The sequence below is a fragment of the Pseudoxanthomonas spadix genome (assembly GCF_003703395.1).
In the GTDB taxonomy this organism is placed as follows: domain Bacteria; phylum Pseudomonadota; class Gammaproteobacteria; order Xanthomonadales; family Xanthomonadaceae; genus Pseudoxanthomonas_A; species Pseudoxanthomonas_A spadix.
The window spans coordinates 79,214-102,116 of sequence record NZ_RDQN01000008.1 but is presented as its reverse complement, the minus strand read 5'-3'; the positions used below and the strand labels follow the sequence as shown (position 1 = coordinate 102,116).

The window sequence follows — 22,903 nt, the reverse complement described above, 5'->3', positions numbered from 1 at the left end:
TGCTTGGAAGAAGAGGGCTTGCACGCCAGTGTGCCGCGGCCTGCGGTGAGGGCGGGGCGAACGTGCTGGTCGCACTCCAGGGCCGGCCGTCCAGCCGCACCACGCGTGGATCATGCAGGCCGATCACCAGCACCTGGGGCAGGTGCGGCAATCGACACGGGCCCCCTTCACCCGGCGGTCCGAGGATGGCCGGTCAGCAGCGGGTCAGCCGGTCGGTGACCCAGCGTTCGCCGAAGCCGTCGCACTGCGCGTTCTCGATGAAGCCGCAATGCCCGCCCCAGCGCGCCACTTCCAGCCTGGCGATCGGCGGCAGCTGCCAGCGGGCGAAGTCGGCGAAGGGGATCACCGGATCGTCCTGGGCCATCAGGATGTTGGCCGGCACGGCCAAGTTGGCGAGCCGGTTGCCGGCCACCGAATACCCGTCCAGATAGTTTTCCAGGGTGCCGAAGTCGGTTTCGTGCTCGACCATCCAGCGGGTCAGTTCGCGCACGCTCAGCGACAGGGTCTGGTCGTCATAGAGATGGCGCTCGGGGAACAGCGCGCGCTTGCGCTCCAGCGAACGGCGCCACCTGCGCTGGAAATACCAGTGGTACAGCGGCAGCCCACGTTCCATGCCGAGCAGTGCCGAATGCGGGTCCAGCACCGGACACACCGCGGCCACGTGCTTGAGCGGCAGGCCGGCCTGCGGCGCGCGCAGCGCCAGGCGCAGGACGAAGTTGCCGCCCAGCGAATAGCCGGCGGCCACCATCGGCCGCTGCGGGAAGCGCTGGGCCACGTCGCAGGCCGCGTGCAGCACTTCGGGCAGCAGGCAGGAGTGGAAAATCTCTTCGTTGAGATGATGGGTGTCGCCGTGGTCGCGGAAGTTCAGCCGCACCACTTCATAGCCCGCCTCCAGCAGGCTGGCGGCGGTCATGCGCATGTAGCTGGATTCGGCACTGCCTTCCCAGCCATGCAGCAGCAGCGCCAGGCCGCGCACTTCCATGCCCGGGATCAGCGTGTGCCAGCCCTGCAGGCGCACCCCGGCGCCGCCATCGAAGATGTGCTCGGTGCTCTGCGCGCCCAGCGCCTGCAGCCGGCGCAGGCCGCGTCGCCGGCGCAGGTCACTGGAACTGAGGATCGACTGCAGGTGCGCGTTGCGCAGCCAGCGCGGTGGCAGGTAGTCATCGGGCGAGGCTGGGTCGCGCTCCTGGCCCTGGCTGCTGGTGCTGGTCTGCGCCGGCGGCACGTGGTGCGCCGTGGACAGTTCGGGCCGGCCGCTCAAGCCGAACACCTCAGGCGCCCATCGCTGCGATGATGCGCGCGCGCGCGGTTTCGGCGATCTGGCGACGCCCCTGCACCTGGTCCGGGTAGATCGGCTCCAGGAAGCACACTTCGGCTTGGCGCGAGGGCTCGCCCAACAGCCGCAGGAAGTTGCCGAAGAAGCTTTCGCCCGGAGCAAAGGCCACCACCGTCTGCGCCTGGCCATGCGCGCCGTAGCGCAGCGCCACCGGCTGCACCGGCACCCCTGCCTCGACCGCCGGCTGGAAGATGCGCGCATGGAACGGCCCGACTTCGTGGCCATCGCGGGTGCGACCTTCGGGGAACACTGCCACCGGGCGGCCTTCCTTCAGGCGTTCGGTCATGGCCTCCATCACCCCGCCCAGCGACTCGGTACTGCCGCGCTGGTGGAAGATGGTCTCACCGCGCGCGGCCAGCCAGCCCACCAACGGCCAGCCGCGGATTTCCTGCTTGGCCACGAAGCCGACCATGCGCTGGCTGTGCACCATCTCGATGTCCACCCAGCTGACGTGGTTGCAGACCAACAGCACCGCGCCCTTGAGCGGCGTGCCGCGGCGGCGCAGGCGAAAGCCGAAGATCCGCAGCAACGTCGCCGACCAGTGTTCCACCGAGAACTGCTTGAGCGTGCGTCCGGCCACCGGCAGGTCCGCCCACAGCGGCACCATCATCAACATCAGCAGCGGCAGCATGACCAACACATGCACCAGCAACAGCGGCGTGCGCAGCAGGTACCGGAACGCGCGGCCGGCGCCGCCTGCCGCGGGCACCGAGGTGGGGGTGGAAATCATGAGGGCACAATACCGGAACGCCTCGGCGTCCTGCTACCGGAACGACCGAAGGCAGCGTTCGGTCCGGCCTGCAGGCTTGACCTCATCTGCACCTGACCGGTGTCGAAGCCACCCAGCGCCCGCCTCAGGCCGGCCTGGTCACCACGGCCAGGGTCAGGCGCGAAACGCACACCAGCTTGCCGCGCGCGTTCTCGATGCGGATGTCCCACACCTGGGTGCTGCGGCCGATGTGCACGGCGCGCGCGGTGCCGGTCACCAGGCCGGTCTTCTCGCTGCGGATGTGGTTGGCGTTGATCTCCAGACCGACCACGCCCTGGCGCTCGGGGTCCGGCACGCTCAGGCCACCGGCCAGACTGCCCAGGGTTTCAGCCAGGACCACCGAGGCGCCGCCGTGCAACAGGCCGAACGGCTGGTGGGTGCGCGGCTCGACCGGCATGGTCCCGCGCAGCCAGTCCTCGCCGGCCTCGGTGATGACGATGCCCAGGTGCCCGACCAGGTTGCCGGCGGACATTGCATTGATGGCGTCAAGATCGATCGGGGCGCGAAACACCATGAGACCTTCCTTCTGTCCTTGCCGGTTACAGGATGGGCGCCAGACCGGCGCCGAAGGCGATCAGGATACGCGCGTACAGCCGCTTGGGGCCGATGCTCACTTCCGGGAAATCGCCCACCGATCTGTAGCAGGTGTTGAACATCGGGTCATTGACCTGCAGCGGCTGCGGACACTGCTCGCTGGGCATGAACTCGTAGCTGGTGGCGTAACGCCAGGGCCAGATGTCGAACAGCGGCAACGCCGAAGAGACCTTGTCCAGACTGTAGTTGAGGCCGGACACGATCGGCGGCTTTTCGCGCGGGGCGATCACCCATGAATTCTCCGGCGCGATGTCACGCCGGATGCTGGCTTCCAGCTGCTGGGCGAAGGCGCGGTCGGGGATGACCACCACCGCCTCGGTGTTGTAGTCGACCGAGCGCGGATCGAAGTTGTGGGTGCCGATCACCGCGATGTCATCGTCGATCACAATCGACTTGGCATGCAGACCCATGCGCACGCCGGCGCGCTTGAGCGGCAGTGGGTCGCTGGCCGGTCCCTTGCTCAGGAACGAGGGCCGGTTCTCGGTGCGCTGCAGGCGCCGGTCCACGCGGTTCTTCTGACGCGCGCGGCGGCTGGCGCGGTCGGCCTGTTCGTCGCGATCGACCATGCCGAACGGCCGGCTGCCCGGCATCGAGGTGCGGATGAGGGTGTCGCGGACATCCTGCGCCGGCGATGCGGTGGGTGTGCTGCCATCAGGCAAGGTCCCCGGCGGCAGCATGGTCGCGTAGTTCACCGGCGGATCCTGCGGGAACGGCTTGTATTCATACAGGCGGAAGCCCAGCGTGCGCAGGTACAGGCGCTTGTACTTGGCCGAGACCGAATACACGATCGGGTTGTCGGTGGCCGCCAGGCTGTTGGTGGACACCACCACCTGCGGTGGATCAGGCCGCTTGCGCAGGTCCTTGAAGAATGCCCGGGCGCGATCGGACATGATCAGGTACGGGGTCTGCATCAGGATCTGGTCCTGCGCGTTGCGCAGCAGCGTCCCCAGCTCGCTGTCGGAGGGCGCGGCCGTTTCCGGATCGTCGGCGCGGTGCTTGCGCGGGGTGTCGGCGATGTAGCTGACCTTGCCCACCGGCAACGCATGGGCCACCAGGCGTCCGTCGATCACCTCCGGATCACTGGCGTCGGCGTCCATGTCCTCGACCCGGTCCGGGCGCCTGAAGGGTTCGGCCGGCATTGTCGGCACGCCCTTGTCCAGCAGCACCCTGCCGACATCGTCCAGGCGCTCGGCGACGATGCTGCGCGGCGCGTTCCAGAACTGCGCGAAACTGCGCGCCATGTCCGCACCCTCCGGGCCGGCGATCAGCACATCGCGGTCGCGGAAGTTGTACTCGGCATCCCAGTCGTAATAGTCGTCCTGGTAGTTGCGCCCGCCGACGATGCCGACCACGCCGTCGACCAGCAGCAGCTTGGTGTGCATGCGCTGGTTGAAACGGCGGAAGCAGCACAGCACGCTGGCCGCGTAGTCCAGATAGCCCGGCACGGCCTGGTTGAAGGTCGGGTTGTAGATGCGCAGGGCGAAGTTGCGATGGGCGCCGGACAGCGCCGCCAGCATGTCCAGGTTGGAGATCGCCGAGAGCTGGTCGATCAACAGCCGCACCCGCACCCCACGCCGGGCGGCGGCGAGCAGCGCATCGAGCACCATGCGCGCGCTGTCGTCAGTGTCGAAGATGTAGGTCTGCAGGTCGACGGTGCGGCGGGCGGCGCGGATCAGGTTGAGCCGGGCCAGCAGCGCGTCTTCGCCGCGGTCCAGCAGCAGCGCATAGTGGTGCGGCGCGGTCGGGGTGGACTGGGCCATGGCCGTATCGGCCAGCGCACGCAGCGGCGAGGCCTCGGCGCAGGCATTGGCCTGGTCGCATGCCACCACCTGTGAACGCGCGGCCTGGGCGATGGCCACGGCCCGCGCGTGCTCGGCCTGGGACAGGCTGGCGCAGCCACTGCCCAGCAGGGACAGCAGCAGGGCCAGGGCCCCCAACGATTGCCTCAAGGCGTGCTCTCCGGCGGCTCGACCCGCGCGTGCAGAAGGAACACCACCCGGTCATTGATGGCCAGCTTCAGGCTGTCCATCTCGTAGTCGCTGCGGCGCACCGCGCCGGACAGGACCACGTCGCAATCCAGCGCCGGCCGGCTGCAGGCGGCCGGCTGCACGGTCAGCGTTTCCGGGCGGCGGATGCCACGGATCACCAGGTCACCGGTGATCTGGCCGCCGTCGCGCAGGACCGCGGTGTCGTAGGGATCGGAGATGAAAACCACTTCAGGCCACTTGTCCGCGTCAAAGAACGCACTGCCACGCGCCCATCGCGCATAGCGCTCATGATCGTTGATCTGCACGTCCGCCGTATACATCCGCAACGTCACCTGGTGGCGCCCGTCGGGCAGCACCGTGACCACGCCTTGGTAATGGGGGAACCGGCCTTCCAGGGTCTGGCCCCAGCGGGTGGACAGCGCGAAGCCCAGCCGGGTGTGCTGCTTGTCCAGGGGCATGGCCGGCGACTGCGCCGCGGCCGCCACACACAGTGTCAGCCCGATCCACGCGCAGACACGGGCCACGCGGTCAAGCTTCAGGGCCACCAGAACGCCGACAGGGTGGCTGCACCGGGTTCAACCGGACCTTCGCTGGCGAAGGCCAGCACCGCGATGGAGCCGGGCGGCATGCCGCGGTATTGACTGCTGCTGCCGCTGTGCAGCAGCGCGGCCAGCCGCTCCAGGCCCGGGTTGTGGCCCAGCAGCAGCAGGCGGTCGACATCGCGGTGCGCATCGGCCAGCCCGATCAGGGTGCCGGCGGTGGCCTCGTAAATGCTTTCCTCCAGGCACTGCTCGACGTAGCCGGTGACGCCCACGACCGCTTCGAGAGTCTCGCGGGTGCGCCGGGCCGGCGAATACAGCACCCGGTCGGGTACCAGCCGGTGTTGGACCAGCCAACGGCCGGCGGCCTCGGCCTCGAGCACCCCGTGCGGGGCCAGCGGGCGATCGAAGTCCGACTGCCCCGGCAGGGCCGGTTCGGCATGGGCGTGGCGCAGCAGGATCAGTTCACGCATGGGGACGGCCGCCTCGGGCTTCAGGCCTGGGCGAGCCACTTGAGCAGTGGCTGCCAGTCCTGCTGATGATCACGCACATGGGCCGAGTGGTAGTCGAACAGGCTGCGGCCCAAGCCAGCCATGACCACGTAGCCCTGGGTGTCGCGCAGGGTGGCCACCACCGGATACGGCCACTGGCCCAGCATTTCCAGCGCCTGCTGGGCGGTGTTGGTCCACGGTTTGGCGCGATTGAGCACCAGGCCCACCGGCAACTTGCGCTTGCGCACGCGCGGCACCTTGGCCAGGGTGTTGAGGAAGCCGACCGTGGCCTCGATGTCCAGGCCCGAGGGCAGCACCGGCACGACCACCGCGTCGGCCGCTTCCAGGAACGACTCCAGGTCCTGAGCCATCGCCCCGGCGCGGCCGTCGACGATCACCGTGGCGGTGCCCGGCGGCAGCCTGGACGCCCACTTGCGCCCGGTCCCGCTGACCGACGACACCGCGCTTTCCAGCCCGGCCCGACGCTCGGCCCAGCGGGCCGAAGACCCCTGCGGGTCAGCGTCGACCAGGACCGTGTGCTGGCCCTGCAGGGCAAAACACGCCGCCAGGTTGGTGGCCACCGTGGTCTTGCCCGCACCGCCCTTGGAACTGGCGACCAGGATCGTCTTCATGCGCGCGCGCCTTGCAATCGTCCGGGAAGCCGGAGCGTACACCGGGCGCGCACGTGAATGCGATCACGCCGGCCCGGCCATGCGGACTTCGGTCAGCTGCGTTTCCGGTCCCGCCCGCACACCGTGACGGCCCCGCAGGTCAGCACCTGCGGGGGCTGCGATGACTGGGCCTGGTGCGCATCCGGCGCCGACGGGGCGACTCGCCCATGCCGGCACGGAGGTTCACGCCCGCGGCCGGGCCAGCGCCGATCGCCGGTGATGGCCGAGCCCCCACCGGCAACAGCGTGATCCAGCGGGCCCGGATGTACGCGCGGCCAGCGGCCCGGCGCGCGGGAATCCCATGCCCACATCGGGCCATGCATTGGCTGGTCGCGGCACGCCACGCCAGGACCCGTGAGCGCGGACAAATCCGCTACCGATCGTCACCAAACCCCTGTACTTTCATGGACTTATCGCTTGCAACGTGTCGCTGCGCTGCAGTACGCTCGGCGTCCCCGCACGGACCGAAGGATTGGGACGAGGACATGGAACGGCCGTTGCAGTACCCCGGCAGCCTGGACGCCGCTGGCCCCGATGACGCTGGCGAGGTGCTCGCGCGCGTGGCCGCCCGGTTGATCCTGAGCCACCAGCGCGAGGACGGCGGCGTGGCCACCCGCGGCCTGGCCCGCCAGCTGGGCGCGGCCGCGCAGGCCTGCAACGTGCAGGCGCCGGTGCTGCTGCACGCGGTGATTTCACGGCTGCCGCCGCCCGCGGCGTGCCGGCTCATCAATGCGCTGCCGGCCGGGCTGACGCTGCGCGCGCCCTGGACGCACAAGAGCCGGGTGTTCCGCGCCCTGGACGCGCTGGCGCCGCTGCGCTGGTCGCGCTATCGGCTGGGCCGTTCACGCTACGCCTGGGTGCGCCAGCGCGCCGCCGATCGCCTCGGCCTGGAAGCCTTCACCGTCGTCGAGCGGGCCACCGAGGCGGCCATCGCCCGGTTCGCCGAGGTGGTGAACCTGCACTGCTTCGCCCATTGCTTCGCCCGGGACGCCGGCTTCCGCGATCGCGCCGTGCGGCTGGTCCGTGCCGCGGCCGCGCCGGAACTGGGCAACCCTTCCGGCACCGGGCAGCGCCTGAACATGGTCGCCCTGTCCGACCTGGCCGCCTGGCACGCCAGCGCGCAGGCGGAAGCGGCACGGGCCGATCACCAGCTCGGCGCCGAACTGGTGATGCTGGCCATTCCAGCCACGGTGTTCGATGCGGTGACCACCCAGATCCGCGCGCTGATGGAGGCAGACCGAGCAGACCTGCAGGAAGACCGCGCGCCGACGGCATTGGCGATGGAGCCGGATGGAGTCCGCGTGCCTACCGCTGGCGCCGACCAGGGCGTCGGGAGCAAGCCCACCCGGTCGATCCTGTAGCGGGCGATGCCTGGGGGGGGTCACCCCAGCATGCAGCCACGCCTGTCGCCCCTGCGCCGAGGCCCGGCGCGCCGCACGGCCAGCGGCGGCTCAACGCGCCAGATGCGGCAGCAGCCACGTCAACAGCGGCAGGGTCAGCATCGACAGTACGATCGAATAGCCGGTGAGGGCGGCGCACAGGCGCGGGGCCAGGTTGTGGGAGATCGCCAGCGCCGCGGCGGTGATCATGGTGGGCATGGCCGACTCCAGCATGTTCACCTGGAACAGCTCGCCACGCAGGCCGAACGCATAGCTGATCGGCAGCGCGATCAGCGGCATCACCACCAGCCGCAGGACCACACCCAGGGCCAGCGGCTTGAGCTCGCGACGCGGCAGCCTGAGCCGGATCGACATGCCCACCGCGAGCATCACCAGCGGCAGCATTGTGTCGGACAGCCGCTGCAGTCCACTGCCGATCCAGTGCGGCGGCGTTTCGGGCATCAGCGTCAGCGCAAACAGCAGCGCCCACAGCGGCGGGAACCTGGCCATGCGCAGCACGATCTGGCGCGTGCTCGGGGTGGCCTGGCCCGAGTAGCGCGCCAGGATGTAGATGCCCAGCGTGGACATCATCAGGAACGTACCGAACTGGTCATAGACCACGGCATGGGGCAGTGCGTGCTCACCCAGCAGGGCGCGCACCATCGGGTAGCCGACGAAGCCGGAGTTGGAAAATCCCACGCACAGCAGCAGGCCGGCATGTTCCCCGCGCGAGAGCTTCAGCGCCCGCGTGACCAGGCCGACCAGCACGACGGCCGCCCCCATCAGCAGCCACGGCGTGGCGACCAGGCCCAGCAGCGACCGATCCAGGTGCAGGCGCGGGACGAAGGTCAGCACCGCCGCCGGCAGGCACACGTAGGTCACCACCAGGTTGAGCACGTTGGCCGCGCCCTCCGGGAACACCTTCAACCGGGTAAACAGCATCCCCAGCGCGAGCATGGCCAGGATCAGGGCGAAGGCATCAAAGGCCACGGCAGGTTCCCGCTGAAGATAAGGACGCACTTGCGCCGCGTCGCGGCATTGTCCGCGTGCGCAGCGGCACGGGCAAATGGCCACGCCGCCTCAGCCTGGCCGGGCCATGACCAGCACCGCCGCCCTGACCTTGGCCGCGTCCGCCAACGCGCCGCCCAGCGGCCCACCAGACAACGACCACACGCGGGAACACTGGCAGACGCACCGCGCACGTGCCGACCGCACCCGCACCGCACCGCACCGCACCGCACGCCACTTTCATTGGCAACCATGGCACATGCACAGGCCGGTCGCGCGGTAGCATGGGCGGCTATGTCCAAGCTCCTCAAACCCGCCGATTACCTCCAGAAGATCCTCACCGCCCGGGTCTACGACGTGGCAGTGGAATCGCCGCTGGAACCTGCGCGCACGCTCAGCCAGCGCCTGCACAACAAGATCCTGCTCAAGCGCGAGGACCAGCAGGCGGTCTTCAGCTTCAAGCTGCGCGGCGCCTACAACAAGATGGCGCACCTGACGCCCGAACAGCTGCAGCGCGGCGTGATCTGTGCCTCTGCCGGCAACCATGCGCAGGGCGTGGCGCTGGGCGCGCACAAGCTGGGGACCCGCGCGGTGGTGGTGATGCCGGTGACCACCCCGCGCCTGAAGATTGATGCGGTCAAGGCGCTGGGCGGTGAGGTGGTGCTGCACGGCGACAGCTATTCCGACGCCCACGAGCACGCGCTGATCCTGCAGCAGGCGCAGGGCCTGACCTTCGTCCATCCCTTCGACGATCCCGACGTCATCGCCGGCCAGGGCACCATCGCGATGGAGATCCTGCGCCAGCACCAGGGACCGCTGGATGCGGTCTTCGTCGCGGTCGGCGGCGGCGGGCTGATCTCGGGGGTGGCCAACTACATCAAGGCCGTGCGCCCGGAGATCAAGGTCATCGGCGTGCAGATGGCCGATTCGGACGCGATGTTCCGCTCGATCGCCGCAGGCAGGCGTGTGACCCTGTCCGATGTCGGCCTGTTCGCCGACGGCACCGCGGTCAAGCGGGTCGGCAAGGAAACCTTCCGCATCGCGCGTGGGCTGGTGGACGAATTCGTGATCGTCGATACCGACGCGGTGTGCGCGGCGATCAAGGATGTGTTCGTCGACACGCGCAGCATCGTCGAACCGTCCGGGGCGATGGCGGTGGCCGCGATCAAGCAGTACGTGGCCACGCACAAGACCAAGGGTGCGACCTACGCGGCGATCCTGTGCGGGGCCAACATGAACTTCGACCGCCTGCGCTTCGTGGCCGAGCGCGCCGAGGTGGGCGAGGAACGCGAGGCGCTGTTTGCGGTGACCATCCCCGAGGAGCGCGGTTCCTTTCGCCGCTTCTGCGAGCTGGTCGAAGACCTGCCCGGCGGGCCGCGCAACGTCACCGAGTTCAACTACCGCATCAGCGATGCGCAGCAGGCGCACGTGTTCGTCGGCCTGACCACCCAGGGCAAGGGCGAGTCGGCCCGGATCACCGCCAACTTCGTGCGCCACGGCTTTGCCGCGCTGGACCTGACCCACGACGAGCTGGCCAAGGAGCACGTGCGCCACATGGTCGGCGGGCATTCGCCGCTGGCCCAGGACGAGCGCCTGCTGCGCTTCGTCTTCCCGGAACGGCCCGGCGCCCTGCTCAAGTTCCTCAATCTGCTCAAGCCGACCTGGAACATCAGCCTGTTCCACTACCGCAACCAGGGCGCCGACTATGGCCGCACCCTGGTCGGCCTGCAGGTGCCGAGCAAGGACGATGCGACATTCCAGCGCTTCCTGGACACCCTGGGCTATCCGTACGTGGAAGAAACCGACAATCCGGTCTACCGCCTGTTCCTGCGCAATCAGGCGGCATCGCCTGTGGGCTGCCGCGCCTGATCTCGGGTCAGCAGCGTGGGCGGCAGGTGCATCCGGGGCTTCATGCCGGCTGCAGCAGGCGCAGGCCGAACCAGTCGCGCGCATCGTTCCAGCCGTGGGTGACCTTCAACCCGGCGCGTGCGACCAGTGCGGCAAAGCCGGCATCGGTGTACTTGTAGCTGTATTCGACCTGGATCGACTCGCCGGCCTCGAAGGCAAAGGTCCTGCCGGCAACATGCACCGACTGGGCCCGCTGGCTGACCAGGAAGGTCTCGATGCGGCCGCGCTGGCGGGCATACACCGCGTGATGACGGAAGCCATCGAGGTCGAAATCGCTGCCGATCTCGCGGTTGAGCCGCGCCAGCAGGTTCAGGGTGAACTCGGCGGTGACCCCGGCGGCATCGTTGTAGGCCGCCTCGATCAGCGCCGGATCCTTGTCCAGGTCGATGCCGATCAGGGCGCAGCCGTGGGCGCCCATGGTCTGGCGCATCGCGTCCAGCAGGCGCACGGCGTCCTCGTCGGTGAAGTTGCCCAGGGTGGAGCCGGGGAAGAACATCACCGTGCGCTGCGCCGGCACGGTACTGGTGGGCAGCTCCAGCGGCTTGGTGAAGTCGGCGCAGACCGGCAGCATCTGGATCTGTGGAAACTGCTGGGACAGCCGCGCGGTGGCCTCCAGCACCGCGGTGCGCGAGATCTCCACCGGGGTGTAGGCGACCGGTTCGCGCAGGTGTTCGAGCAGCAGCTCGGTCTTGCGCCCGCTGCCGCTGCCGTATTCGACCACGTGCGCGCCGGGGCCGATGGCCTGGGCGATCGAGGGCAGCCGCGCTTCCAGCAGCGCCAGCTCGGTGCCGGTCAGGTAGTACTCCGGCTGCTGGGTAATCTCTTCGAACAGATGCGAGCCCTGGGCGTCATAGAAATACTTGGACGGCAGCGTCCTGGGGCTCCTGGACAGGCCGGCAATGACATCGGCGGCGATGTCATCGGGCTGCGGGCGCAGGTCGGTCAGCGCATCGCGGGCGCGCTGCAGGGCATGGGCGGCGACGTTCACGTCAGATCCTTGGCAAGTCGGACACCGGCGAACTGCCAGCGTGCATCGGAGGGAAAGAAATTGCGATAGCTGGCGCGGATGTGGTTGCGCGCGGTGGCGCAGCTGCCGCCGCGCAAGACCCACTGCGCGTTCATGAACTTGCCGTTGTACTCGCCCAGGGCGCCCGGCCACGGGGCAAAGCCCGGATACGGCAGGTAGGCGCTGCCGGTCCATTCCCAGACATCACCGAACAGCTGGGCAAAGCCGGTTTCAGCCGCTGGCACCGACTGCGGATGCAGCGCATCGGTTTCGATGAAGTTGCCGTCCACGGCGAGGCCGGTGGCGGCCTGCTCCCATTCGGCTTCGGTCGGCAGGCGTGCACCGGCCCAGCGCGCGAAGGCGTCGGCCTCGAACAGGCTCAGCCCGCAGGCCGGCGCATCGGGGTCGCGCTCGCGCCAGCCGCCCAGGGTGAATTCGCGCACCCCATCCTGGTGCCAGTACAGCGGCCGCTGCCAGCCGCGCGCCTGCACGGTGGCCCAGCCATCGCTGAGCCACGGCGCGGGCGTGCGGTAGCCGCCATCGTCGATGAAGGCCTGGAACTCGGCGTTGCTCACCGGCCGGCTGGCCAGCGCATGTGCCGGCACCAGCGCGCGATGGCGCGGCGATTCGTTGTCGTAGGCAAAATCCTTCACCGCCGGCCACGAAGCTGCGCCGATCTCCACGATCTGCTCTTCGCGCGCGATCCAGCGCAGCGGGCTGGCACCGGCCCGGGTGCCGGGCAGATCCTCCCGGTAGGCCGGCTGCAGCGGATTGCTCCACAGTGCGTGCCTGATGTCGGTCAGCAGCAGCTCCTGGTGCTGCTGTTCGTGCTGGATCCCCAGCTCCAGGATGTCCAGCGCGGCATGGTCCAGCGCGTGCGCCCGCAGGCGTTGCTGCAGGCGCGCTTCGACGTGCTCGCGATAGGCGCGCACCTGCTCCAGCGACGGCCGCGACAGCAGCCCGCGCCGGGGCCGCGCATGCATCGGCCCGACGCTGTTGTAGTAGCTGTTGAACAGGTAGTCCCAGGCCGGATCGAACGGGCGGTACTGCGCATCGCCAGCCAGGATGAAGCGCTCGAAGAACCAGGTGGTATGGGCCAGGTGCCACTTGGCCGGGCTGGCATCGTCCATGCTCTGGACCATCGCGTCTTCGGCACTGAGCGGGGCGGCCAACGCGCGCGTGGTCGCACGCATCGCGGCAAAGCGCGCGCGCAGATCTTCGGTCCGGGATGTGCGGTCGTGGCCTGCAACGGCCGCCGGTGTCTTGGCATGCATCGGCCCATGCTTGGCCAGCGCGGGTGAAATTGCCGTTAGAGCACGGTTTCACCTCGCGCTAAGCTCACGGCATGCGCCCTGATGACTTCATCCCCACGCCGGTGGACTGGGCCCGGCGGCAGACCGCATTCGCCCTGCCGCCGGGCACCTGCTACCTCGATGGCGCCTCGGATGGGCCGCGCCTGAGCGGTGTCCAGGCCGCCGCGCACGCGGCCATCGAGGCCGAGGCGGCGCCCTGGCAATTGCCGCATGCCGCGCTGCTGGAGCGGGTCGAGCAGACCCGCAGGTTGGCCGCCGGGCTGCTGTTCGGCGGCGACGTGGATGGGCTGGCAATGGTGCCTTCGGCGGCCTATGGACTGGCCACCGCCGCGCACAACCTGCCGCTGCAACGCGGCGCGGCGGTGCTGGTACTGGCCGATCAGTTCCCCTCCAACCTGCTGGTCTGGCAGCAGCGCTGCGCACAGGTCGGCGCGCGGGTGATCGCCGCCAGGCCCGCTTCAGGCCAGTCGTTGACCGAGGCGGTGCTGGCGCGGATCCAGGACACCCCGCGCCTGGCGGTGGTGACGCTGCCGCACTGCCACTGGCATGACGGCCGCCTGCTGGACCTGGACCGCATCGCGCCGGCGGCCCATGCCGCAGGCGCAGCCCTGGTGCTGGACCTGAGCCAGAGCCTGGGCGTGCTGCCGGTGGCGCTGGCGCGCTGGCAGCCGGACTTCGTGATCAGCGTGGGCTACAAGTGGCTGCTCGGGCCCAAGGGCCTGGCCTGGCTGTGGGCCTCGCCGCGCTGGCGCCGCGAGGGCGTCCCGATCGAACACCACTGGGGCGCCCGCGACCCCGGCCGGGTCTGGACCTTCGCCAGTGACGCGCTGGCGCCATTCATGCCCGGTGCGCGCCGCTTCGATGCCGGGGGCATCGTCGATCCGCTGCGCCTGGTGATGGCCGCCGGCGGCCTGGCCCAGCTGCGGCACTGGGGCCTGTCGCGCGTGGCCGGCGCGCTGGGCGAGCTGACTTCGGCGCTGGATGCTGCGCTGGACGCGCACGCTCTGCCGGCATGGAAGACGCCGGGGCATGCGCCGCACATCACCGGCTTGCGCGTGCCGGCAGATCGCCTGGACGCGGTGGCCGCGGCGTTGGCGGCACGCCAGGTCATCTGCATTCGGCGCGGCAGCGGATTGCGCTTGGCACCGTGCCTGAGCGTGTCGGTCGAGCAGATGGTGCGGGTGGTGGAGATCGCGGCCGGTGCTTAGCTCCACATCAGCTACCGCGTTGAATGTTCTGAACCGCCCCGGGATTTGAGGAGGCTCTAACTCTTGAGAGAATGGAGCCATGAACAAGTCCATCAAGTTTTCCCCCGAAGTCCGTGAGCGTGCGGTGCGCATGGTGCAGGAGCACCGCGGAGAGTATCCATCGCTGTGGGCCGCGGTGGAGTCGATAGCGCCGAAGATCGGCTGTGTGCCGCAGACGTTGCTGGGCTGGGTCCAGCGGCACGAGGTCGACACCGGTGTTCGCGGCGGCGTGACCACCGCCGAAGCGCAGCGCGTGAAAGAGCTCGAGCGTGAGGTCAAGGAGCTGCGTCGGGCCAACGAGATCCTGAAGCTGGCCAGCGCGTTTTTTGCCCAGGCGGAGCTCGACCGCCGACTCAAGTCCTAAGGGACTTCATCGACGAACATCGACGCACCTTCGGGGTCGAGCCGATCTGCAAGGTCCTGCAGGTCGCCCCGTCGGGATATCGACGTCATGTGGCGCTTCAGCACGACCCGCAACGACGCTGTGCCCGAGCCAAGCGCGACGCGATGCTGGTGCCGGAGATCGAACGTGTCTGGAGAGGCAACATGCAGGTCTACGGTGCGGACAAGGTCTGGCGGCAGCTGGCACGCGAGGGGATGGCTGTAGCGCGGTGCACGGTCGAGCGCTTGATGCGGCGACAAGGCTTGCGCGGTGTGAGGCGCGGCAAGGTGGTGCGCACGACGGTCAGCGATGGCAAGGCGCCGTGCCCACTGGACCGGGTCAATCGGCAGTTCCGTGCCGAGCCACCGAACCAGCTCTGGGTCTCGGATTTCACCCACGTCTCAACCTGGCAGGGCTGGCTCTATGTGGCCTTCGTCATTGATGTGTTTGCCAGGCGCATCGTGGGCTGGCGTGTCAGCCGTTCGATGCACACGGACTTCGTGCTCGACGCGTTGGAGCAGGCGCTCTACGCATGTCAGCCTGAGCGTGACAGCAGCCTGATTCACCATAGCGACCGCGGGTCGCAATATGTCTCCATTCGCTACAGCGAGCGTCTGGCCGAAGCCGGCATCGAACCGTCGGTGGGCAGCAAAGGCGACAGCTACGACAACGCGCTCGCGGAGACCATCAACGGCCTCTACAAAGCCGAGCTGATCCACCGCCGAGCACCTTGGAAAACCAAGGAGGCGGTGGAGCTTGCCACGCTGGAATGGGTAGCCTGGTTCAACCACCACCGACTGCTCGAACCTATCGGCTATATCCCGCCGGCCGAGGCCGAGGCAAACTACTACCGGCAACTCGCCAGTCAGGCAGCCATGACGGATGCCTGACTTAAACCAAACAGCCTCCTCAAATCCCGGGGCGGTTCACTAGGCCCCGCAATGGAACTACGTGACTACCTTGCAACGGCTGCATTGGCCATTTCACTCGTCAGCCTAGCGTTTTCCATTCGCACCTTCGTTTTCAATCGGCGAGTCAAGGTGGCCGAACTCAGGGCAAACGTGCTCGCTAGAGCAGCAGAAGTGCTTGGGCAGCTCAACAATGTCCATGACCTCAACGAGCGCATGCTGCTCCATGCAAACACCATCGGCGACGACATTGGGAGCGAACTGGTAAGCCGGTCCAAGATTTCGACTATGAAGGCGCGCTTCGATCAAATGTATTCGAGGTTGGTAGGTACACCTGTGAACCAAGGCTTGGAGCTGTATGAGAGATTCTTCCACGACTTCACCGCTCTCCGCGAAGACACGATGCGCCTAGAGCAGGCTACGCAGAAGAACTACGATCGCTACTTGGCTATAAGACAGGCGCCGCGTAGCGGGCCTAACAATTCCTTGGAGGACTTCCGGTCAACCCCGGGCGAATGATGCTTTTGCCCTGAGCTTTGGGGCCGCTGCTGGTGATCGTGTTGTCTTGTTTGCCGCGTGCCAGGGCTTCACGTGCTGCAGCGATTATCAAACTGCTTTTTTTGGACGGTCTTGTTGGGCCACGCGGGTCTGCTGGTGCATCGGATGATTGAGACAGGCGCGTGGGTCGTGGTCGATGTCGTGCGCCAACATCGCCCAGATCTGCCGTGCATGTGTGTTGGCGATGGCCACAATCACCTTGCCGGACGGCATGCGCCCGTCGAACGAGCGTATCCGCACCTGCTCCGGCGTGGCCTTGCTCTGCTGACGCATTTCAGGACGATCAAGCAAAGCAACAAGGTGCAATCAGGCAGGAGCAGAAGCTTTCACGCCGCTTCGCGGCGCGAGCTACTTTTGTCTTGGCAAAAGTAGCCAAAACCGCTGGCGCCTGACACTCGCCGGGCCTTCGGCCCGGTTCCCTGTGCTCCTCGCCCGAGCGGGCACGGCGGCCAAACTCGCTTCGCTCAGACAGGGCGCCTCTTCGACCCGCTCGGCCTGCGGTGCTCGGCTCGCTTTGAAGGCGCTGAGGATCAAGATCAAGATCAAAGGCAACGGCAACGGCAACGGCAACGGCAACGGCAACGGCAACGGCAACAGCAACAGCAACAGCAACGGCAACAGCAACAGCAACAGCAACAGCAAGGCTATGTTCTGGCGGCCAGGCGCAGTCCCCTGGGCGTCATCAGCCGTTCGAACAGCTCGAAGGCGCCCTGGACCAGCAGCGCCAGCATGGCCGCCGGGACCGCGCCTTCCAGGATCAGGCCGAGGTTGTCCAGGCGGATGCCGGTCAGGATCGGCTGGCCGTAGCCGCCGGCGCCGATCAGCGCGCCCAGCGTGGCGGTGCCGACATTGATCACCGCCGCGGTCTTGACGCCGGCCAGGATCGTGCGCAGGGCCAGCGGCAGTTCCACCCGCCACAGCCGGGTGCGCGGCGGCAGGCCGATGGCGGCGGCGGTTTCGCGCAGCTCGCGCGGGATGCCGGTCAGGCCGGCATGGGTATTGCGCACGATCGGCAGCAGCGAATACAGAAACAGCGCCGCGATCGCCGGTCTGGCGCCAATGCCGAACAGCGGGATCATGAAGACGAACACCGCCAGCGACGGCAGGGTCTGCAGCAGGCCGGTCAGCGACAGCACACCCTGGCCCAGGCGCGGGCGGCGCGCGGCGACGATGCCCAGCGGCACGGCCACGACCAGCGCCCAGCCCAGCGAGATGCCGACCAGCGCCAGATGCTCCAGCGTGCGCTGCGCGATCCGTGCGGGACGACCGCCGCCTTGCGGGGCCTCCACGCCCAGCCAGGCCGAAGCGGCCTGCGCTTCGCTCTGGTGCTGCAGCTTCACCTGGGCGTTGAGGCGTTGCATGGTCGCCGCATCGATCCGGCCCTGCAGCGACTGCAAGGCCTGCACGAATCCTGGCGCGCGCCGGGCCAGGTCCTGCCGATACACAAACACCGCCTGATAATCGGGGAAGTAATGGCGGTCGTCGTCCAGCACCACCAGGTCGTAGTCCGGGATCTCCGCATCGGTGCTGTACAGGTCGGTCACATCGATCGCGCCGCTGCGCAGGGCGCGATAGGCCAGGTCGTGGTCCAGGCCAGTGGGCTGCTGGGGCAGGTGGTAGGCGGCGCGCACCCCGGGCCAGCCGTCGGCGCGCTGCAGGAACTCGTTGCTCAGGCCGAGCTTCAGCGCCGGATGCCGGGCCAGGTCGCTGACCGCGCCGATGCCCAGCTGCCGGGCGCGCTGCCTGCGCATGCCCAGGGCGTAGGTGTTCTCGAAGCCCAGCGACTGGGTCATGGCCAGGCCGCGCCGGGCCAGCGCCGCCCTGACCTGCGCGGCATCGGCATCGGGCTGCTGCAGCAGCTCCTGCTTGAGGGTGCCGGTGTATTCGGCGTAGGCATCGATGTCGCCTTCTTCCAGCGCGCGCCACAAGATGCGGGTGCCGCCGAGCTGGCGCTTGTGGGTCACCTCCACGCCGGCCCTGCGGCCTGCGGCCACGGCCAGCTCGCCCAGGATCACCGCTTCGGTGAAGTTCTTCGAGCCCACCGCGGCCTGCTCGGCGCCTCGGGCGGCCGATGGCAGGCACAGCAGGGCGAGCAGCAGGATGTAGACCCAGCCGACCGGCGGCCTCATGCCGCCTCTTCCAGGGTGCGCTGGGCGGTGAGGAAGCGGGTCACGAAGTCATCGACCGGATGCTCCAGCAGCTCGCGCGCGCTGCCCTGCTGCAGCACGCGGCCGGCACGCATCAGCACCAGCGTATCGGCCAGGTAGGCCGCTTCGGCCACATCGTGGGTGACCAGCACCACGGTCTTGTGCAGCTGGCCGAACAGTTCGCGCATCTGGGTCTGCAGGTCATGGCGCACGACCGGGTCCAGCGCGCCCAGCGGTTCGTCCAGCAGCAGCACCGGCGGGTCGAGCATCAGCGCGCGGATCAGGCCGACCCGCTGGCGCTGGCCGCCGGAGAGTTCGGCCGGGAAGCGCGCCAGCAGCTCCATCGGCAGCTGGCACAGCTGCGCCAGCTCGGCCAGGCGTGCGCCGATGCGCGCGCGCGGCCAGTCCAGCGAGCGCGCCAGCAGCGCGGCGTTTTCGCCCGCGCTCAAGTGCGGGAACAGCCCGCCTTCCTGGATCACGTAGCCGATCCGGCGGCGCTGTTGCAGCAGGGTCGCCCGCTGCAGCGGCACCCCTTCGAACCGCACCTGGCCGCGCTCGGGCCACTCCAGCCCCAGCAGCAGGCGCAGCACGCTGGACTTGCCGGCGCCGCTGGGCCCGATCAAGGCGGTGGTGCGGCCGCGGGCGATGTCCAGGTCCAGCTGGTCCAGGGCAATGGCCTGGCCGTGGCGGTGGGTGACCTGTTGCAGGGAGAAGGTCGGCATGCGCCGATGCTGGCACAGGTCGCAGCGCCGTGTTGCCAATCCTCAGGGCGCGGCCAGCGCCTGCAGGATCTTCTGCCCGGCGCGGCCATCGGCCGGCACCAAGCCCAGGCGCTGCTGCTCCTGCGCGATCGCGCGCCGGGTCCGGGTGCCGAGCAGGCCATCGGCCGGGCCGATCGCATGGCCGCGGGCCAGCAGCAGGGTCTGCAGCCGCTTGCGCCCGGCGCGATCCAGTGGTGGATCGTCGGTCGGCCAGCGCGCCATCAGCGGGCCGCCGCCGCGCAGCCGGTCGGACAGCAGCGCGATGGCCAGGGCATAGCTTTCGGCCGCGTTGTAGCGATAGATCGCATCGAAGTTGGAGAACACCAGGAACGCCGGCCCGGCCACGCCGGCCGGCAGCAGCACCGCGGCCGGCACCTCGCTGGCTGCAATCGCGCTGCCATCTGCACGTGTGATCCCGCGCGCCAGCCACTGGCGCAGCGGCCGTTTGGCCGTGCGTCCGGCCAGGGCCGCGTCGAAACCGGCCGGCAGCTTGATCTCGTATCCCCACGGCTGGCCGGGCTGCCAGCCGGCGCGCACCAGGTAGTTGGCGGTGGAGGCCAACGCATCGGGCACGCTGTGGACCAGGTCGCGGCGGCCATCGCCATCGCCGTCCACCGCGATGCGGCGGTAGGTGCTGGGCATGAACTGGGTCTGCCCGAACGCACCGGCCCAGGAACCGGTCAGGCCATCGGGGCTGAGGTCGCCGGCCTGCAGCAGCGCCAGGGTGGCCATCAGCTCGCCGCGGAAGAACCCCTGGCGCCGACCGAAACAGCTCAGCGTGGACAGCGACACCAGCAGCGGGCGCGTGCCCTGGACGCGGCCATAGTCGCTTTCCACGCCCCACACCGCCGCCACGGTGGCGGCATCGACGCCACGCGATTGGGCCACCTGCGCGAAGGTGTCGGAGTACTGCGCCAGCATCGCCTTGCCGTCTTCGATGCGTGCGTCATCGACCAGCGGCGCCAGGTAGTCCCAGATCGGGGTGGAGAACTCCGGCTGCGCGTCCAGCAGCGGCAGCACGCTCATGTCCGGGACGATGCCGGCCATGAAGCGGTCGAACGCATCGCCGGCCACGCCACTGTCCGCGGTCAGGCCACGCAGTTGCACACGGCAGCTGGCGAAGGCGCGCTGCTGGTCCGGGCTCGGCAGCGCCGGTGCCTGCTGGGCCTGGCCGGAGAATGCGAGCAGTCCCAGCGCCGCTGAGAAGCAGCGCGCAGCGATACAGGGCATATGGAAGACTCTGCAGCGGAAACGACCCGGCGATTGTAGGTCAGGCCCCGGGCCGGCTCGCTTCAACGCAAAGCACCCCATCGCGGCCCTCCCCGATTCAGCGGGAAAGCGAAGGCCCACTCGGTTCCGGCTGCGGCATCTGCTGCGCCTGGACCGCGCTCAAGGCCTGCTGCTCGGCCTGCTGCCGGCTCAGTTGTTCCACCTTCCCGAGCGATTCGGTCACCGGCGATTGCAACGCCGCGGAGAGTTCGACATGAGTCCGCAGGTGGGCCGGATCGCCCAGTGCGCCCTGCACCGCGAACACCCGCGGCTGCTCCCCCGTGCCCATCAGCACGTGGTCGGCACCGGTCAGTCCTGCTTCCCTGGACTGGCGCAGCAGTTCCGCCGCGACGCGACTGCCCGGTCCGTCGGGCGAAGTGTCCTGGGCGCCGGCGAAGCCCAGCTTCGAGACGCCCTCCAGCAACTGTCGGTGCAGCGCTGTATCCGCCGGTCGTGCCGGCACCACCAGCGGCGTGCGCCAGTGATCCGGCCCCAACATTTCACTGCGCCCCATCACCTTGCGGGTCGTGGCCTGCTGCTGACCCCAGCTGTCCGCCTCGCGCCGCACAGGCTCGCCGGGCTCCAGGTCGCCGCGCAGCTCGTTGATGCCGTCTCGCACCTGTCCGAGCGGGGTGGCCGCACGGACGACCCCGGTCATGCCGGCGCGAATGCCCTGCACGTCGTCCCGGTACTTGTCGATCATCGGGGCGTACTGCGCGGCCAGCTCCCGGGTCCTGGGATCCCCCAGCACCGACACGTCCGGGCGCCCCTGGCCATCCACCTTCAGGAAGTGGTGCATGTCATGCGAGCCCAGCGAACCGGCGGCAACCTGGATCGAACGACGGACGTCGAACAGGCGGCTGTCGTTGTTCGCGTATCCGCCCAGGCCCTCCATCCGGGCGACCTCCTGCGGCATGGCGTACACCTGCACCCGTCCGTAGTGCGGGCTGGCCGAGCTGACCATATCGGCGGCCGTCACATGGTTGACGACCCGATCGCCGCCTTCGGGAATACGTCGATCGAGGCTGGCTGCGCCATAGGCGTTGAAGGTTTCGCCGCGCAGATCGAAATAATGCGCGGTGATCTGGGCCAGCGCGCCGCCCAGGGAGTGGCCGGTGACGGTGACTTCGGGGGCGTGCCCTATACGATGCCCAATTCCCCAAGCGATCTCCTTGGCACGCTCAGTCAGCGCGATGGCGTCATCCGCCTGTGCATTGACACGAGCGAACACCATGCCGCCATCGGTCAGTGCACCATCTTGCAACGGCTCGCGCCCGAACTCGGTGCCGCGGTGCGCCACCACAACCTCGCCCGTATCCGTCCGCTGATAGATCGCCCCTTGATAGCCATTGCGCGGGTTGTCGACGTACTCGAGCACCTTGTATGGCACCCCGTCGAGCCTGAAGGCCTCCTGCGATCTGGCCACACGCGTCAGATCACCCTGCCGGTCATAGGTGTATTCCGCCAGATCGGCGTATTGCTGAGACGTCAGGCTCATGGCGTCAACTCCTTCGACGCCAGGGTGATGGTGAACAGGTCATCACGCAGCTCCAGTTTGAATTTATCCTGATCGGTCTCGCCGGAGTCGGGAAAGTCTCTTACGCTGGAATGCGGGTAACCACCTTTCCAGAAATAAAGCGTTTTTGTCTTACCGGCCAATAGTTCTTCGCCGAAAATGTCAGCCATGAACAAGGTCTCGCCCTCGGTACCGGTAGCTTTCAGCTGTACTTGCACATTCATGAGTTTCCATCGACAGACGCCGCGCCCGTGGTAATCCTCATCGATCATGCCGTCGGTATAGACGATCCCGCTGTATTCGCCCGGCGACTCCTGCGTCAGATCGAACTCGACCGATCGGGTCGGAATCGGCGAGAGGTGTCCGTGGTTCTCGTCCGGCGGCGGCAGGCACTCCCGGTTGGTCACGTCGTATTGCATGAATCCATGCATCCAGCCGAACTCGCCCGGCGCATTGTCGATGCGCATTATCAGCTGATGCGCCTTCGTGGGATTGGGGTTCTGTCTGTATTCCATCTTGGACTTCTCCTTTTGAGCGGGTGTGCTCACTGGGCCCTGCGAGACAGGCGCGCAGCCCGCTGCGGCCGCGATCAGCACCCACACCGCAAATGCGGCGATGACTGCGCTGGCCGTGAACTTCTTTATCAACATGCCGCGTTAGCCGCTCTGATTCGATCGTCCGCCACGGACCGCCGCCATGCGATGGCGTCATCGGCCTGCGGATTGAGGCGACCCAACACCATGCTGCCATCGGTATGCACCAGATCCTGCAGCTTCTGGCGATCGAACTCGGTACCGCGGTGGGCCGCGACGACCTCACCGGTATCGGCACGCCGGTAGATCGTGCCCTGGTCGCCACTAACCAGGTCCACGTGCCCCAACACTTTGTAAGTCACGCCATGGCGGACAATATCTTCGTAGCGGCCATCGGCGATGGCCAACGTCACCCGGTAGCCCTGCTGCGGGTGCGGGTTCTTGTAGCGCTTGATGAGGTCGGCCGGGTCAGGTGCGGTGTTCATCGAACACCCCCCCACAGCAGCGGGAACAGGCTCAGGGTGAAGAACGAACGCTTCCACATTGCATCGCTACCTCCATGGCATCAGGACCGCGAGCA

Annotated in this window: 23 protein-coding genes and 1 other annotated feature; of the genes, 5 read left to right on the top strand and 18 right to left on the bottom strand. The window is 68.3% G+C overall.

The annotated features are described in order from the left end of the window. Window positions 1–193 precede the first annotated feature (193 nt). The 7 genes from D9R12_RS12785 to D9R12_RS12755 form a co-directional block, all read right to left on the bottom strand. Complete coding sequence (locus D9R12_RS12785) at window positions 194–1,156, bottom strand: YheT family hydrolase (protein WP_122231080.1); 963 nt, start codon at window positions 1,154–1,156, stop codon at window positions 194–196. Window positions 1,157–1,271: 115 nt separating this feature from the next. Continuing rightward, on the bottom strand, window positions 1,272–2,066 hold the full coding sequence (locus tag D9R12_RS12780) for a lysophospholipid acyltransferase family protein (RefSeq protein ID WP_014159237.1): 795 nt from the start codon (window positions 2,064–2,066) through the stop codon (window positions 1,272–1,274). 124 nt (window positions 2,067–2,190) lie between these two features. Continuing rightward, the gene (locus D9R12_RS12775) at window positions 2,191–2,619 is read right to left on the bottom strand and encodes a hotdog fold thioesterase (protein WP_014159236.1); all 429 of its coding nucleotides are present in this window, start codon (window positions 2,617–2,619) and stop codon (window positions 2,191–2,193) included. Between the two features lie 25 nt (window positions 2,620–2,644). Next, window positions 2,645–4,648: a phospholipase D family protein gene (locus D9R12_RS12770; protein ID WP_244671932.1), complete on the bottom strand. Its 2,004-nt coding sequence runs from the start codon at window positions 4,646–4,648 to the stop codon at window positions 2,645–2,647. Next, a complete protein-coding gene (locus tag D9R12_RS12765) occupies window positions 4,645–5,232 on the bottom strand; it encodes a YceI family protein (RefSeq protein ID WP_014159234.1) in 588 nt (195 codons plus the stop codon). Before D9R12_RS12765 ends, D9R12_RS12770 begins: the two co-directional genes overlap by 4 nt. After that, a complete protein-coding gene (locus D9R12_RS12760) occupies window positions 5,223–5,699 on the bottom strand; it encodes a SixA phosphatase family protein (protein WP_014159233.1) in 477 nt (158 codons plus the stop codon). Before D9R12_RS12760 ends, D9R12_RS12765 begins: the two co-directional genes overlap by 10 nt. 20 nt (window positions 5,700–5,719) lie before the next feature. Further along, the gene (locus D9R12_RS12755) at window positions 5,720–6,349 is read right to left on the bottom strand and encodes a ParA family protein (protein WP_014159232.1); all 630 of its coding nucleotides are present in this window, start codon (window positions 6,347–6,349) and stop codon (window positions 5,720–5,722) included. A gap of 524 nt (window positions 6,350–6,873) precedes the next feature. Here D9R12_RS12755 and D9R12_RS12750 point away from each other — a divergent pair. Continuing rightward, window positions 6,874–7,749, top strand: a complete 876-nt coding sequence (locus tag D9R12_RS12750) for a hypothetical protein (RefSeq protein WP_147475099.1) — start codon at window positions 6,874–6,876, stop codon at window positions 7,747–7,749. Window positions 7,750–7,839: 90 nt separating this feature from the next. Here D9R12_RS12750 and D9R12_RS12745 read toward each other — a convergent pair whose 3' ends face one another. Next, a complete protein-coding gene (locus D9R12_RS12745) occupies window positions 7,840–8,757 on the bottom strand; it encodes an AEC family transporter (RefSeq protein WP_122230996.1) in 918 nt (305 codons plus the stop codon). A gap of 312 nt (window positions 8,758–9,069) precedes the next feature. On the opposite strand from D9R12_RS12745, the gene ilvA reads away from it, so the two are divergent. Continuing rightward, a complete protein-coding gene (gene ilvA / locus D9R12_RS12735; protein WP_122230992.1) occupies window positions 9,070–10,644 on the top strand; it encodes a threonine ammonia-lyase, biosynthetic in 1,575 nt (524 codons plus the stop codon). 40 nt (window positions 10,645–10,684) lie between these two features. Here the strand turns inward: ilvA and egtD are convergent, their stop codons facing one another. Together egtD and egtB are read right to left on the bottom strand one after the other, a co-directional pair. After that, window positions 10,685–11,671 carry an L-histidine N(alpha)-methyltransferase gene (gene egtD / locus D9R12_RS12730; RefSeq protein WP_122230990.1) on the bottom strand — a complete coding sequence of 329 codons (987 nt, stop codon included), beginning with the start codon at window positions 11,669–11,671 and terminating at the stop codon, window positions 10,685–10,687. After that, on the bottom strand, window positions 11,668–12,963 hold the full coding sequence (egtB, locus tag D9R12_RS12725; RefSeq protein WP_170159256.1) for an ergothioneine biosynthesis protein EgtB: 1,296 nt from the start codon (window positions 12,961–12,963) through the stop codon (window positions 11,668–11,670). The genes egtD and egtB overlap by 4 nt, the downstream gene beginning before the upstream one ends. Before the next feature lie 71 nt (window positions 12,964–13,034). On the opposite strand from egtB, the gene D9R12_RS12720 reads away from it, so the two are divergent. The 3 genes from D9R12_RS12720 to D9R12_RS12710 all read left to right on the top strand — a co-directional run bounded on the left by D9R12_RS12720 (window position 13,035) and on the right by D9R12_RS12710 (window position 16,058). Beyond that, a complete protein-coding gene (locus D9R12_RS12720) occupies window positions 13,035–14,210 on the top strand; it encodes an aminotransferase class V-fold PLP-dependent enzyme (RefSeq protein WP_122230988.1) in 1,176 nt (391 codons plus the stop codon). A gap of 79 nt (window positions 14,211–14,289) precedes the next feature. Beyond that, a protein-coding gene (locus tag D9R12_RS12715; RefSeq protein WP_122230985.1) for an IS3 family transposase occupies window positions 14,290–15,521 on the top strand; the annotation gives its coding sequence in 2 pieces (ribosomal slippage) (window positions 14,290–14,578 and window positions 14,578–15,521; 1,233 coding nt in all). Beyond that, window positions 14,568–14,684 (top strand) — a sequence feature (AL1L pseudoknot). Its footprint overlaps the gene before it by 117 nt. 51 nt (window positions 15,522–15,572) lie before the next feature. After that, window positions 15,573–16,058 (top strand): hypothetical protein, encoded by a 486-nt coding sequence (locus D9R12_RS12710; RefSeq protein ID WP_122230983.1) that lies wholly within the window; start codon window positions 15,573–15,575, stop codon window positions 16,056–16,058. Window positions 16,059–16,145: 87 nt separating this feature from the next. Here the strand turns inward: D9R12_RS12710 and D9R12_RS12705 are convergent, their stop codons facing one another. The 8 genes from D9R12_RS12705 to D9R12_RS12670 form a co-directional block, all read right to left on the bottom strand. Continuing rightward, the gene (locus tag D9R12_RS12705) at window positions 16,146–16,370 is read right to left on the bottom strand and encodes a hypothetical protein (protein ID WP_210538929.1); all 225 of its coding nucleotides are present in this window, start codon (window positions 16,368–16,370) and stop codon (window positions 16,146–16,148) included. Between the two features lie 75 nt (window positions 16,371–16,445). Further along, window positions 16,446–16,739 (bottom strand): hypothetical protein, encoded by a 294-nt coding sequence (locus D9R12_RS12700; RefSeq protein WP_147475098.1) that lies wholly within the window; start codon window positions 16,737–16,739, stop codon window positions 16,446–16,448. Between the two features lie 2 nt (window positions 16,740–16,741). After that, entirely contained in the window at window positions 16,742–18,226 is a 1,485-nt protein-coding gene (locus D9R12_RS12695; RefSeq protein WP_244671931.1) for an ABC transporter permease/substrate-binding protein, read from the bottom strand. After that, window positions 18,223–18,966, bottom strand: a complete 744-nt coding sequence (locus D9R12_RS12690) for an ATP-binding cassette domain-containing protein (RefSeq protein WP_014159218.1) — start codon at window positions 18,964–18,966, stop codon at window positions 18,223–18,225. Before D9R12_RS12690 ends, D9R12_RS12695 begins: the two co-directional genes overlap by 4 nt. A gap of 42 nt (window positions 18,967–19,008) precedes the next feature. Then, window positions 19,009–20,235, bottom strand: coding sequence for a lytic murein transglycosylase (locus tag D9R12_RS12685; protein ID WP_122230979.1), 1,227 nt, complete (start codon window positions 20,233–20,235; stop codon window positions 19,009–19,011). Between the two features lie 97 nt (window positions 20,236–20,332). Continuing rightward, window positions 20,333–21,772, bottom strand: a complete 1,440-nt coding sequence (locus D9R12_RS12680; RefSeq protein WP_014159216.1) for an XVIPCD domain-containing protein — start codon at window positions 21,770–21,772, stop codon at window positions 20,333–20,335. Then, a complete protein-coding gene (locus D9R12_RS12675) occupies window positions 21,769–22,440 on the bottom strand; it encodes a hypothetical protein (protein ID WP_122230977.1) in 672 nt (223 codons plus the stop codon). The genes D9R12_RS12680 and D9R12_RS12675 overlap by 4 nt, the downstream gene beginning before the upstream one ends. Continuing rightward, entirely contained in the window at window positions 22,434–22,808 is a 375-nt protein-coding gene (locus D9R12_RS12670; protein ID WP_014159214.1) for a hypothetical protein, read from the bottom strand. The genes D9R12_RS12675 and D9R12_RS12670 overlap by 7 nt, the downstream gene beginning before the upstream one ends. Window positions 22,809–22,903: the final 95 nt, after the last annotated feature.

Excerpts from the sequence above, each read along its gene's own strand:
- D9R12_RS12760 (WP_014159233.1), bottom strand. The coding sequence starts at position 5,699 with ATGCGTGAACTGATCCTGCTGCGCCACGCCCATGCCGAACCGGCCCTG.
- D9R12_RS12710 (WP_122230983.1), top strand. The coding sequence starts at position 15,573 with ATGGAACTACGTGACTACCTTGCAACGGCTGCATTGGCCATTTCACTC.
- egtB (WP_170159256.1), bottom strand. The coding sequence starts at position 12,963 with ATGCATGCCAAGACACCGGCGGCCGTTGCAGGCCACGACCGCACATCC.
- D9R12_RS12690 (WP_014159218.1), bottom strand. The coding sequence starts at position 18,966 with ATGCCGACCTTCTCCCTGCAACAGGTCACCCACCGCCACGGCCAGGCC.
- D9R12_RS12780 (WP_014159237.1), bottom strand. The coding sequence starts at position 2,066 with ATGATTTCCACCCCCACCTCGGTGCCCGCGGCAGGCGGCGCCGGCCGC.
- D9R12_RS12675 (WP_122230977.1), bottom strand. The coding sequence starts at position 22,440 with ATGTTGATAAAGAAGTTCACGGCCAGCGCAGTCATCGCCGCATTTGCG.
- D9R12_RS12705 (WP_210538929.1), bottom strand. The coding sequence starts at position 16,370 with ATGCGTCAGCAGAGCAAGGCCACGCCGGAGCAGGTGCGGATACGCTCG.
- D9R12_RS12670 (WP_014159214.1), bottom strand. The coding sequence starts at position 22,808 with ATGAACACCGCACCTGACCCGGCCGACCTCATCAAGCGCTACAAGAAC.
- D9R12_RS12685 (WP_122230979.1), bottom strand. The coding sequence starts at position 20,235 with ATGCCCTGTATCGCTGCGCGCTGCTTCTCAGCGGCGCTGGGACTGCTC.
- D9R12_RS12775 (WP_014159236.1), bottom strand. The coding sequence starts at position 2,619 with ATGGTGTTTCGCGCCCCGATCGATCTTGACGCCATCAATGCAATGTCC.
- D9R12_RS12720 (WP_122230988.1), top strand. The coding sequence starts at position 13,035 with ATGCGCCCTGATGACTTCATCCCCACGCCGGTGGACTGGGCCCGGCGG.
- D9R12_RS12680 (WP_014159216.1), bottom strand. The coding sequence starts at position 21,772 with ATGAGCCTGACGTCTCAGCAATACGCCGATCTGGCGGAATACACCTAT.
- ilvA (WP_122230992.1), top strand. The coding sequence starts at position 9,070 with ATGTCCAAGCTCCTCAAACCCGCCGATTACCTCCAGAAGATCCTCACC.
- D9R12_RS12750 (WP_147475099.1), top strand. The coding sequence starts at position 6,874 with ATGGAACGGCCGTTGCAGTACCCCGGCAGCCTGGACGCCGCTGGCCCC.
- D9R12_RS12755 (WP_014159232.1), bottom strand. The coding sequence starts at position 6,349 with ATGAAGACGATCCTGGTCGCCAGTTCCAAGGGCGGTGCGGGCAAGACC.
- D9R12_RS12695 (WP_244671931.1), bottom strand. The coding sequence starts at position 18,226 with ATGAGGCCGCCGGTCGGCTGGGTCTACATCCTGCTGCTCGCCCTGCTG.